The sequence below is a fragment of the Herpetosiphon geysericola genome (genome assembly GCF_001306135.1).
Lineage (GTDB): Bacteria > Chloroflexota > Chloroflexia > Chloroflexales > Herpetosiphonaceae > Herpetosiphon > Herpetosiphon geysericola.
Genome location: NZ_LGKP01000035.1, coordinates 96,737 through 110,330, shown reverse-complemented (window position 1 = coordinate 110,330; position 13,594 = coordinate 96,737). Strand labels below are relative to the sequence as shown.

Annotated in this window: 4 protein-coding genes; 2 read left to right on the top strand and 2 right to left on the bottom strand. The window is 50.3% G+C overall.

Annotated features, from left to right (window positions below):
- Positions 1–17 precede the first annotated feature (17 nt).
- Together SE18_RS21285 and SE18_RS21280 are read left to right on the top strand one after the other, a co-directional pair.
- Positions 18–10,232 carry an isopeptide-forming domain-containing fimbrial protein gene (locus SE18_RS21285; RefSeq protein ID WP_160319537.1) on the top strand — a complete coding sequence of 3,405 codons (10,215 nt, stop codon included), beginning with the start codon at positions 18–20 and terminating at the stop codon, positions 10,230–10,232.
- A gap of 158 nt (positions 10,233–10,390) precedes the next feature.
- Positions 10,391–11,137 carry a DUF4388 domain-containing protein gene (locus tag SE18_RS21280; RefSeq protein ID WP_160319536.1) on the top strand — a complete coding sequence of 249 codons (747 nt, stop codon included), beginning with the start codon at positions 10,391–10,393 and terminating at the stop codon, positions 11,135–11,137.
- Between the two features lie 112 nt (positions 11,138–11,249).
- Here SE18_RS21280 and SE18_RS21275 read toward each other — a convergent pair whose 3' ends face one another.
- Positions 11,250–12,482 (bottom strand): hypothetical protein, encoded by a 1,233-nt coding sequence (locus SE18_RS21275; protein ID WP_054536491.1) that lies wholly within the window; start codon positions 12,480–12,482, stop codon positions 11,250–11,252.
- A 98-nt stretch (positions 12,483–12,580) separates the two neighbouring features.
- Positions 12,581–13,534: a DUF6263 family protein gene (locus SE18_RS21270; protein ID WP_054536490.1), complete on the bottom strand. Its 954-nt coding sequence runs from the start codon at positions 13,532–13,534 to the stop codon at positions 12,581–12,583.
- Positions 13,535–13,594 lie beyond the last annotated feature (60 nt).

Genomic DNA, 13,594 nt, shown 5'->3' with positions numbered 1-13,594 from the left:
CAGAAAGGTATCCCGCTGTGTTGAAACAATCTCGACTTTCTGCTGTGGTAGCGGCACTCCTTGCTGGAGTGCTGTTTGTGCTGCAAGGAAGTGGAGCCTTTGCCGCTCCAAAGCCTGTGCAGCAAGCCCAAACGTCTGCTGAACGCCCCATGGCTGCGCCACTCCTCGGCTCCAACGATGTGTTGTTGAGCGATATGGGCGGGCTGGGCAATGCTGATGGTAGCATTGCTGTGAACCCTGTGGTTGCCTATAACGCCACCGATAGCCAATATCTTTTGGTGTGGGAAGGCTTAGAAACTGCCCCTAACTCGTTAAACTTGCATGGTCAATTGATCGATGCAGTAACCGGGCTTGAAATTGGCACCAATGACTTTTTAATTGCCGATGATGTTGATCCAAATGATGCTTACAGCAAACCGCAAGTGGTTTGGAATAGCGTTAACAATGAATATTTAGTCATTTTTGAAGGTGATGATCAAGCTACTGCTGGGATTAACTATGAAGGAGAAATCTTTGCCCAGCGCGTTGCATCCAATGGAAGCTTAATTGGTACACCATTCCAAGTGAGCCAAATGGGCAATGATGGCGATGGTCAAGCTGATGCCTTCGAACCATCCGTTACCTATAACGCTACCAACAATCAATATGCGGTGGTTTGGTATGGCGATGATCTAGCTAGCGGTCGGGTTGATGGCGAGTACGAAATTTATGTGCAGTTACTCGGCTTTAGCGCTGGCAACCTCGTTGAGGTTGGCGCCGATGTCAAGATCTCCGATGTTGGCACAACTGGCGATAATACATTTCGCCCAGAAGACCCCAATATTGTTTGGAATAGTGTTAATAATGAATATTTAGTTGTCTGGCGCTCCGATGATAGCGGCACTGACGGCGATTTTGATGTCTATGGTCAACGCTTAACTGCTAGTTTGGCCGAAGTTGGTGCAGACGATTTCTTGATCGCCAATAATGCTAATCAAGATTCGTTTGATGTGAATGTTGGCTATAACCCCACCAATAATCTCTACATGGTGATCTGGTCGGGCGATAATGTGACCAACTCGGTCTATAACGTTCATGGTCAGCTTGTCAATGGGGCAACTGGTGTACTAAGCGGCGGTTTGTTGGCGCTTAGCTCAACCAACCGGGGCGTTTCAACCGATCCAGTCATTACTTATAACTCGCGTGATAACCAGTTTATCATCGCCTGGATGGCTCCCAGCGCTGCTGGCAATACTGAGCGCGAAATCTTCACCCAAAAAATTAATGCTGCAACGGGTGCTCGCCTCGCTCCTAATGATGTCCAAGTCAGCGATATGGGGCCAAATGGCAATGATAATTTCTTTGCCAATGGCTTTATTGGGATTGCCTACGGGGGCCAGACCCTCAACCATACCTTGGTTGTTTGGGGTGGGGTTGATAATCGTGATGGGCAAACAACTGGCGAATCAGAAATTTTTGGCCAATTGATTACGCCAATTCTGAACGTGCGCAAAACCATCACCAGCAATATTACCAACCTCGATGCCTTTGATACACTCACCTATCAAATCGAAGTTGAACATGCCACAGTTGTTGAAGGGGCGGATACGGTTTCGTTGAGTTTGGCCGATGCCTTTAATCTCAACCTAACCGATGATTTACCAGCCCAACTGAATAACCCCACTATTATCAGTGCGATTGTTAGTGATGGGGCCGCCAGTACTAATGTTGCTGGTAATCTCTCGGTTGGCAGCGGCGATCTGGCAACCTTAACCCCATTTGGCTTACGCTACCGCTCCAACGGCAGCAACAGCGAAAAATTAACCTTGGTGCTGAACACCAAAGTTGCCAATACAACTGTTGCCGGCTCAATTTTTGGTAATGTTGCCAATACAACCTGGAGCAATAGCAGCTCACTTGGCAGTGTTACAGGCTTGAGTGACAGCAGCGCGAATGTGAACGCCACGATGGCCCGCGCCTTTACAGTCAGCAAATCGAGCCTTGAAACCAATGCGTTGATTAACCAAGATGTTACCTATCATCTTGATGTTGGTGTGATTGAAGGCACGACCAATAGTTTACAATTTGTCGATACTCTGCCTGCAAACACTAGTTATGTGCCAGGCTCAATTAACGTTAGTAATAGTAATGGGATGACGATCAATGGCTTGACCGCCAATGTTAGCGGCCAAACCTTGACGATTAATGCCAGCAGTGTGGTTAACCCAGGCAATGTTGATAACGGTGCAACCGCTGATAGCGATGTGTTCCGTTTATCCTATCAAGTAAAAGTGCTTGATGTACCAGCCAATGTCAGCGGCGTGGTATTGACCAATAGTGTCAATGCTTCAGCCAGCCCAAGCCAAGTTGATAATGGTAACACTCATAACCTGACGATTGTTGAACCATTCTTGGATGTCAGCAAAACCATCGTTGGCGTATCAACCGCTGTTGATGCTGGCGATACGGTGCGCTACCAAATTCGGGTTAGCCATACTGCTGCCAGCACCGCCCAAGCTTATGATGTGAGCGTGGTTGATAATTTGCCTGCGGTGCTTGGCTCACCAGTGGTTGAATCCGCCACAATCAGCGACGGTGCAACCAATACCGACGTGACCAGTAATTTCACAATCAATGGCTCTGGTCAACTTTCAACCACAACAGCCACTAATCTTAATATCAATACCAATGGTCCAACGGATCAATCCTTGACGATTATCGTGCGTGGAGTTGTTACCAATGCAGTAACCCCTGGCTCAACGATTGCCAATACTGCCAATATTACTTGGCGTAATGCAACGTCGCTCCAGCGCTCAAATTATAACGATTCGAGCACCGCACCGAATATTACGGTTCCAGCGCCGTTTACCGTGACTAAATCGGTGATTGCAGGTAGCACACCTACGATTGGCAGTCTTGTTACCTATCAACTAACCGTCACGGTCTTAGAAGGTACAACCAGCAATATTCAGATGGTCGATACCTTACCTGCTGGGATGAGTTATGTATCAGGTTCAGCCTCACTCAATGCCAATGGGATGACCATAGCGACCGTAACTGTCTCACCTGTCGGTCAGGTAGTGACCTTTAGTACAGCAAGTGTCGTCAACCCCGGCAACTCCGATGCTCCAAACATTATGGATACTGATAGCTTTACAATTACCTATCAGGCTCGGGTTAACGATGTGCCTGGCAACGTTGCTGGGACGGTATTAGCCAATGATGTTGATGCAACTGCTGATGGCGTTGCAGCCGATAACAACAACTCGGTGAGTGTTACGGTGCGTGAGCCACTCTTGTCGATTGATAAGAGCATCACGACCAGCACTGCCGGGGTTGATGCTGCTGATACCGTGCGCTATCGGATTGAAGTCTTCCCTCAAGCAGCAAGCAATGCCAACGCCTTTGGCCTGAATATCAGCGATGATATGCCGGCTGCGCTGCAAGGCACGGTGATCGAAAGTGCCACGATCAGCGATGGCGCAACCAACACCGATGTTGCCAGCAGCTTTAGCATCAATGGCAGCGGCGATTTAGTTACTGTCACCCCAGTAGACTTGGCACTCAATACCAACGGGCCGAGCGATCAAGTTTTGGTGATTGTAATGCGCGGCACAGTTCGCAACACGGTCAGCCCAGGCGGCACAATTGCCAATGCAGCCACTGTCGTATGGCGCAATAGCGAAAGCGTGCAACGCGCCAGCTACACCGCCACCGATCTTGCGCCAAGCATCACGATTCCGGCTAGCTTTAGTGTTACCAAAACCGTGGCTGCTCCAGGTGCAAATGTTGCCGTCGGAGCAACTGTTACCTATCGCTTGAGCACAACGGTGATTGAAGGCACGACCAGTAATCTGCAATGGGTCGATACCTTGCCCGCTGGCATGAGCTATGTACCAGGTTCAGCAGCCGTTGAAAATGCCAATGGCATGACTATTCCTAGCTTGAACGTTTCATTAAGCGGTCAAGTGCTGACGATCGGTGCTAGCAGCGTAGTTAATCCGGGTAACGTCGATAGTCCCGCAGTTGCAGATACTGATAGCTTCACGATTACCTATCAGGCAACGGTCGATGATGTTGCTGGCAATGTTACTGGCACGGTGCTAACCAATGACGTTGATGCAACTGCTAATCCAGGTTTGAGCGACAACAATAACTCCGCCAGCGTTACCGTGGTTGAACCACTCTTGGCGATTGATAAGGCACTCACGACCAGCGCGGTTGGGGTTGATGCAGGCGATACCGTGCGCTACCGCATTGAAGTCTCGCCACAAGCTACTAGTGACAGCAATGCCTTTGACCTTAATATTAGCGATGACATGCCCGCTGGCATTATAAATATGGTGATTGAAAGTGCCACAATTAGCGATGGTGCAACCAATACCGATGTTGCCAGTAGCTTTAGCATCAACGGCAGCGGCGATTTAGTCACGCTTACACCGCCAGACTTGTTGCTCAACACCAATGGAGCTAACGATCAACGCCTAACGATCGTTGTGGCAGGACAAGTACGCAACCAGATTAATCCAGGTGGGGCGATTGCGAATTCCGCCACTGTGGTTTGGAGCAATAGCGCAGGAGTCCAACGAGCCAACTATACTGCCACCGATCTTGCGCCAAGCATTACGATTCCCGCCAGCTTTAGTGTAACCAAAACCGTGGCCGCCCCTGGCCCCGAAGTTGGCGCAGGCGCAACCGTTACCTATCGCCTAACCACAAGCCTAATCGAAGGCACAACCAATAATCTGCAATGGGTTGATACCTTGCCAGCTGGCATGAGCTATGTACCAGCCTCGGCAGTCGTTGAAAATGCTAACGGCATGACTGTCAATGGCTTTGCAGTTAATCTCAGCGGCCAAGTGCTAACCCTGAGCGCTAGCAGCGTAACCAACCCAGGCAATGTGGATAATGCCGCCGCTGTTGATACGGATAGCTTTACGATTACCTATCAAGCAACGGTAGCAGGCAATGCCACCAGTGGCACGCCATTAACCAATGATGTTGATGCTAGTGCCGACCCAGGCTTGAGCGATATCAACAATCAAGTAACGGTTACGGTGGTCGAGCCAGAACTGAACATCAGCAAGACGATCAATTCAGTCACCACTGGCATCGACGCTGGCGATGAAGTAGCGTACTTCATCAAGGTTCAGCCAACCACGACCAGCGGAGCCAACGCCACCAGCGTGATGATTACCGATACCTTGCCCAGCCAATTGACTGCTACTAGCATTCTCTCGGCAACGATCAGCGATGGGGCTACCACCACCAATGTGGCTGGCAACTTCACGATTGTTGGCGGTCAATTACGTACCACTGGCAATCTTGGGCTTGATCTCAACACCAATGGCACGAACGACCAAGTGCTGACCTTGATGGTTCGTGGTCTGGTAGCAGACTCAACCACACCACTCAGCACAATCAGCAATACTGCCGACCTCACATGGCGCAACCCAGGCGGCATCTTCAATGCCAACTACAACGACAGTGCTACGGCTCCCACGATCAATGTGGCGAGCAGTTGGGTTGTTGGTAAATTTATTGTTCCGCCAACGACCCAAGTCAGCATCGGCCAAGTCGTAACCTACACCGTCAGTACGACCGTGATTGAAGGTACAACCCTCAATCCAGTCTGGGTCGATACGATTCCAACTGGCATGACCTATGTGCCAGGTTCGGCGCAAATCTCAAACGCCAACGGCGTGACCCTGAATGATTTCAATGTTGCACTCAGCGGCCAAACCTTAACGATCAGTGCAACCAGCATCGTCAACCCGGGTAATACCAACAACGCTGGCAACGTTGATATCGACACCTTCTTGATGACCTATCAAGTGGTGGTTGACACGGTTGCTGGCGGTACAGTTTTGACCAACGACCTTGATTCAAGCGCTAGCCCAAGCTTGGTTGATAACAACAATCAAGTGTCGGTAACCGTGGTTGAACCAACCTTGAGTGTGGTCAAGACCATCACCACTGCCACAGGTGGGGTTGATGCTGGTGATACAGTGCGCTACCAAATTCGCGTCGCTCACGTGCCAAGCAGCAACAATAATGCAACATCGGTCTTGTTGACCGATACCTTGCCATTGCAACTCCAAAACCTGACGCTGGTTTCAGCGATTGTCAGCGATGGAGCAACGAGCACCAACGTTTCTGGTAATTTCTCGTTGAGCGGTGGCGTCCTCAGCGTAACTGGCAATATCGACCTCTTGATCAATACCAACGGCAGCAACGACCAAGTATTGACTGTCGTTGTGCAAGGCACAGTCGCCGATAGCGTTACCCCAGCCGCCACGCTTAGCAACTCGGCCACCACAACCTGGGCGAACGCTAGTGGGGTTAGTCGCCCAGTCTATACTGCAACAGGCGCAGCGCCAACCATCACTGTGCCAAGCGTTTGGAGTGTGACGAAGGCGATTTCGCCAGCGGCAACCACCGTTTCACCTGGCCAAGTGGTTGAATATACCTTAACCACAACAGTACTGGAAGGCACGACCAATAATGCCCAATGGCTCGATACCTTGCCAGTAGGCATGAGCTATGTGCCAGGTTCGGCCCAAGTGCTCGCTGCCAATGGCATGACGATCAATGGTTTCAATGCCTCGGTTAGCGGCCAAACATTAACGATTGCGGCAAGCAGCGTGGTCAACCCAGGTAATGTCAATAACGCCGCAGCAACCGATAGCGATAGCTTTGTGATTCGCTACCAAGCAAGCGTTGATAGTGACGTAAGCCTTGGCACAACCCTAACCAACGATGTTGATGCAAGCGCCGACCCAAGCCTAAGCGACAACAACAATGCGGTCAGCGTGAGCGTGCGTGAACCATCCTTGACTATCAATGTTGGCCAAAGCAGTGATGCTCAACTTGAAGCTGGCGATCCAATCACTTTCACCGTGACGATCAATAATCCAGCAGGAGCCAATGCTCAAGTAGCCAATACCGTCGCCATTACCAGCAGTTTCACCAGCAATCTGAGCAATCTAAATCTGGTGGATGTGCAACAAACGGGCGGGGCAACTGGCGGCAGCTTTGCAATTGTTGGCAATAATCTCGCAACTAACACGCCAGCAACAATGCCAATTGGCTCGCAAATCATCTTGACGATTCGTGCTCAAGTTAACAACACTGCTGCTCCAGCCAGCTTGGCCAGCATGCAAAGTGGCGTAACATGGCGCAACGCAGCCGATGTGAGCTTGCCACGCTATGCCAAGAGCGCTAGCGCCAATGCCACAATCGCCTCGTTCTTTGCAGCAACCAAGGCGCTTGTGCCAGCAGCTAGTACGGTTTCTGCAGGCCAGACGGTCACCTATACCCTCGAAGTTGAGGTGATCGAAGGCAGCACTAGTAATATCGTGCTCACCGATACCTTACCAGTTGGTATGAGCTACGAGGTTGGCTCAGGCGCAATCTTGAGCAACGGTGGCATAACCCTGAATAACTTTACAGTGACCAGCGTTGGCCAAAATATCATCTTCCAGGTCAATCCAGCAACCAATCCTGGCAGCTATCCAGGCGCTGGCCTCGACACCGATAGCTTTACGCTGGTCTATCGAGCAACTGTCGGCCAAAATGTAGCATCAGGCACTGTGCTCAGCAACGAGGTTGATGCAACGGCTAGCCCTAACCTGAGCGATAACGACAACTCGGTCAGCGTAACTGTGGTCGAGCCAGCTCTCGCCATCAACTTAAGCAAACTTACAGCTGATGGTGGCTTGGATGCCGCCGATAAAATCCGCCAACAAGTGGTAATTAGCCATACCAACAGCAGCTTGGCCTCGGCCTATGATGTTGATCTAAATGTTGATTTGCCAGCAAGTTTTGGCACACCAGCTTTGATCTCGGCGATTGTCAGCGATGGCGCAACCAGCACCAACTTTAGTGGCAATCTGGGCTTCGATGCCAATGGCGATTTGATCAACACTGGCAACATCAATCTCTTGATCAATACCAATGGCAGCAACGACCAACGCCTGACAGTAATCGTCGAATATACGCTGCCCAATAGCATCAACCAAGGCGCAACGGCCACAAGCCAAGGCTCAATTACTTGGAAGAATGCAAGCAATACCCAATTACCAAGCTTCACTGATAGCAGCAACGTGTTGGATTACAGCGTAGCAACCAGCTTCGCGCTTGAAAAAGCCGTAGCAAGCACCAGCATTAGCGAAACTGTTGGCAATCAAGTAACCTTCGGCGAAGTGGTCACCTACGTCCTAACCACAACCGTGCTCGAAGGAACAACCAATAACCTAAGCTTTGTTGATACCTTACCAGTTGGCTTGACCTATGTCGCTGGCTCGGCCAGTGTAGCCAATGCCAACGGCATAACCGTCAATGGCTTGACCGCTAACCTCAGTGGCCAAACTTTGACAATTGCTGCCAGCAGCGTGGTCAATCCAGGTAATGTCAATGCAGCCAATGCCATCGATAGCGATAGCTTTACCATCACCTATCAGGCAACCGTCAATGGTAGCAGTAGTGTGGTGCGTGGGGCAAAACTGCTGAATAGCGTTGATGGTAGCGCCGACCCAAGCTTGACCGATACGCTCAACACCGCCACCGTCGATGTTGCAGAACCAACCTTGACCATTGTGAAGGCAGTCGATGACAGCACACCAGACTTTGGTCAAGTGCTCGATTACACCTTGACGCTTGAACACACCGCCCAAAGCAATTCGATCGCCTATGATCTACTGGTTGAAGATAGCCTTCCAACCGGCTTGAGTGCAGTTGCTGGCTCACTGAGTGTGATCTCAGGCCCAGCTCCAACCAGCTTTGTAATCAACGGATCAACGATTGAAGCAACCTTCGCTAGCTTCGCAACTGGCTCAACCACGGTGCTGGGCTACCAAGCCCGCGTCGCTTCGCCACCAGCTTTGGCAATTGGCGCAAGTCTGGTCAACGAGGTTGATCTAACCTGGACTTCAGCGCAAGGCACGGTGAGCTTAGAGCGCAGCTACGATACCAGCGATGCTGCAACTGTCACCGTAACCAGCGTTGATTTAGCGATTAGCAAGCAGGTTACGCCACAGCTTGCCACCCCAGGCACGCCGGTAACCTTCACCATCAACCTAACCAATACCGGCAACTTGCAAACTAGCAATATCGTCTTGACCGATATTGTTTCGCCGCTGTTGACCAACGTCACCATCAGCAGCCAAGGCTTGACGATCACCGATACTGGAGCCAACCCACGTTACGTTTGGACGGTCAACGATCTTCCAGCAGGCGCAAGTGGCTCAATTCAAGTTTCGGGGATTATTAGCCCAAGCTTGGCCAGCGATACAACCTTGGTCAACAACGTCAGCGTCAGCGATGATATTGACCAATTGTTAGCCAACAACACGGCGAGCGCGATTGTGGCCATCGTTGTGCCACGAGTCAACTTCAGCCTCGCCAATTATGAGGTTGTAGAAGCAACTGGCAGCGCAACCGTAACCGTTCAATTGAACGCGCCAAATCCCAATAGTGCAGTTCAGGTGAACTTTGCAACCAGCAATGGCACAGCCAATCTCAGCGATTACACGCCAGTTACCCAGACCCTGACCATCCCCCGCGGCCAGACCAGCGTGCAAGTGGTGGTGCCAATTATCAATGACAGCACCTACGAGCTAAGCGAGACCATCGTGCTCAGCTTGAGCAACCCAGTTGGTACCGCCTTCGGCACGCCAATCACCAGCACGATCACCATCATCAACGACGATCGCGCTGTGGTCTACATTCCAATGGTGATGAAGCCAGCCTTGGTAGACTTGGTGGTCGATACTATTCAAGTAGTCAATGGCACCGTCCGCGTTACCATTCGCAACGCAGGCACCGAGCCATTGGCGGGCGGCTATTGGGTCGATGCCTATATCAATCCAACGCAAGCGCCAACCGCTGTCAACCAACCATGGAACAGCCTAGGCAACTTCGGTATGGCATGGGCAATTCCAACCAATGCGCCAGCCTTAGCGCCAAATGCAAGTTTGACCTTGATCAGTGGTGGTCAATACTATCGCTCAGATTTGAGCTTCGTTCCAGCTGGTCAACTCAATGCTGGCAGCAGAATCTACGCCCAAGCCGATTCATATGGCTTGACCAACTACGGCGCGATTCTGGAAACTCACGAAATTTATGGAGGAACCTACAACAACATTCGCGGGCCATACATTGTGCCATCAACCACCAATTTGGTCTTCGCTGAGCAACGCCCAAGCACTCCAGAAGATTTAACTGGCGTGCCTGAACGGCCAGCCAGCCGCTAAACCAAAACAGCATTGAACGAAAGTCAGGGGGCAGTGGTACTGCCCCCTGACTGGTTTAACCGCAGAGGTAAATCTCAGTACTAACTCACAAGGGGACTACTGATTGACATATGCTAAGCCTAGATATGTTACTATGGCAAGCAGATTCGGAGGTTGCCATGGAACTAACAGGCACATTCAATAGCTTTCCGTTACGCGAATTACTCGAACTCATGCAACAAAGCTCGATGTGTGGCGAGCTAGAAATTATCGGCCAACATGGGCGTGGCGTTATTCTCACCCGCGATGGGTTGGTACGCCATGCAGAATATAGCGATAAAGTCGGCCCAGAGGCAGTTTGGCTCTTATTCGAGGAATCGAATGCCCAATTTGCGGTGCGCGATTTACGTGAACTCACTCAAGAAACCATGGTTTCGGATGCAACCAGCCTGTGTGATGAGGCTGAGGATCGCGCCCGTTCATGGAGCGAATTACGCAATTTTATCCCCAGCGATAATGCAATTCCCTATATTCGCAGTGGCGCTATGCCCAGCCAACCACTCGATTCAATGGCTGTAGCAGTTGCTCGCACCATTAATGGCGAACATAGCATTCGCAGCATTGCTGAACGCTTGATCATCGAGCCAATCGATGTTTCACGAGCAATTGTGCGCCTGATCAAAGCTGGAGTGGTGGCAATTATCGGGGTTGATCCTGCCAAAAGCATAGCTGCCAAGGTCGTCGTGCCAGCAAGTGCACCTATCCCAAGCCCCAACTTTACGCCAACCCTTACTCCCGCCAAACCAGCTGAGTTGGTCAACCAACCGTTGCCAACCCAACCAGCAACGCCTGCTTCAAGCGATAGTAGCCGCCCAAACCAAGGTGGCTTGCTTGGTCGCTTAGCTCAAGGCCCAGCCCGCCGCTAACACAAATAATAATCACGAAGGGCGCAAAAATCACAAAGGATTTAATTCCTTCATGATCTTCGCGCCCTTGATGATTAAATTCCTATCCCTTCATCCCTCATCCCTCATCCTTTTATTTAACCCATACTGGATAGCTACCATACTCAAAGGCTTGCAGTGCTTGGTTGGTTGGGTTCCAAACAAATACTTGCGGTGTTGCATAGATCGGGCCTGAGTCAGCACAGGTATAACTGCCCTTGGCAAAGGTCAGCCAATCGCCGCTTGGATTCCAGGCTGCGCCATGAATTTCTTGGCCAGTATTATCGGCAATTGGGCCTAAATTAGGCGTAAGCGTTGCCGAACTGAAATCGGCATTTTGCACGCTCAGCACTTGCGCAGTCAAACAGGCGCTGACATGAAAATTATCGATATAGGCCAATTGTTCACGCTTGGCATTCAATTGCACGCGGCTTACCCCATTGCCACCAATTTCGCCCAGCGCTTGAGGCACGCCATCCACCAAAACCCACCATTGCATGCCATTGCCCGATGCACCAAGCAAATTAACTTGGCCGCCATGGAAATAGATCCAGTCATCGTGGCTCAAAATATCATCAACCACCCAGCTGCCGTTCTCATCCTCAACCAGCTCGCCAAGCGGGCTAAATGCCCCATCACTTAAACTAGCCTCACCAATTTGATTGCCATTATGCACCACTAAGGCGCTACCATCGCTAAGCCAATCTGCGCTATAGCCAAGTGTACTCACCACGATATTGTCAGGTTTAGCACTCTTCAAATCATAGACATCAACAAATATCTCACCCATATCGGTTAGTTTGAGCAGCGCAAACTTGCCATCACCATTGGGCGACCAAATTGGCTCAAAGCTCGTAGGCAAAAGCAAAAGCTCTTGGAAGTCGAGGCTATAAATGTGCAGAAAATCGCCCTTAAAAACGCTCAAATACTGCAAACTTGGGTCAATCCCCAAGCGTGCTAAGGGCATTGGGCCTTGCTCTTTGTAAACCGTTTGCAAATCGCCACCAGTCGCTGCAATTGAGTTAATCGCAAAGCCCAAGGGATCAATAAAATAGATTCTGCCGGTCAGCATCGACGTATCAATCAAGGCATTGGGATCGGCGTTGGCAGGCGTGGCTGGCTGGTTGCTCGGCTCAGCAACTGCCTGAGTTGGCTCAGCAGTTGGCTCGCTTTGCGCACTCGAATCTAAGGTTGCGGTGGCCAAGACTTCAACTTGGCTGGCTGGCGTGATTGTTGGCGGTGGCGTAATCGTTGGGTTGGTGGCTTGGCCGCCACATGCAGCCAAGAGTAGCAAACTCAACAAGCCACTAAAAACGCGTAAGCGCATTGAAAACTCCTCACATAAAAAGCGTGCTATGGTTATAGCACGCTGGAAACCGATAAACCACAATAAACAACTTAATCACAGCTGAAAAAAAGCTGATGTTATGGTTGGAGTTGCACTTCCATATGCAAGGTCTGGGTCATGGGCATCGTAAGCGATTGATCAGCATTTGCGCCTTCGATGTTGATCACCATCGACATGGTTTGATCAAGCACATTCGATTTGAGCATGCCTGTGGCTTCATCAATCACAACTGTGCCGCGTTGGCTATTCTCACCCTTGCCTTTGTCAATCGACATTTTTATATCGTCGCGTTCCAGCAGATCAGGGAAATTTAATTCACCGATGGCAAATTCACCAGTCATATCAAACGTGGCGAGGCCTGCATTACGCTCTTTTAAGCTGTAGGTATTGGTCAAAACCATCGAAAAAATCTGCACATTCATGTCGGTTACATCTTGCCATGAATCGCCAATTGCCATTGGTTTGCCACCAAACGGAATAATCGTGGCTTTGGCATACGATTGTTCAAAGGTTTTGGTCAACATATCGCGCATCATCACGGTCTGTTCGTTTTCTTCAGCACCACCAAGCATTTTGTCGATCATTTGATCGATGCCATCGACCTTGGTTACTTTCGCTTCTGGACTCAAAGTAAGGGTCATTGGTTGGCTGATCAGGCCCGCAAATTGGGCAAATGCTGGCGAATCAGTGCTGGCAGCAGGGTCGCTTGAGTCGTAGATCATTGCCTGATCATTCGCATTGCTTTCAACCCGAATTGAATCGATCACAATCCGCATCACTATTTCGCCTTCAGGCGACACCGAAACCACGCTTTGGTCCATAGTCATGGTAGTCGTGGTAGCTTGAGTTTGCTCAGTCATGAACATGCTTTGAGTTACATGTTGCACTTGAGTCGATTGATAGCGATAGCTTTGATTTGGCTGAACATTTAATTTCAAGGTGAGATTTTCGCTGTTCGTGGCAGCTTGATCGTTTGAGCCACAAGCAACCAAACCAATCAACACCAACAGAACCAACATCCGACGTAGCATAAAGAGGCCTCGATTGCACTAAAAATCCAAGATCGCTCTCGTCGATCTTGGCATCTATAT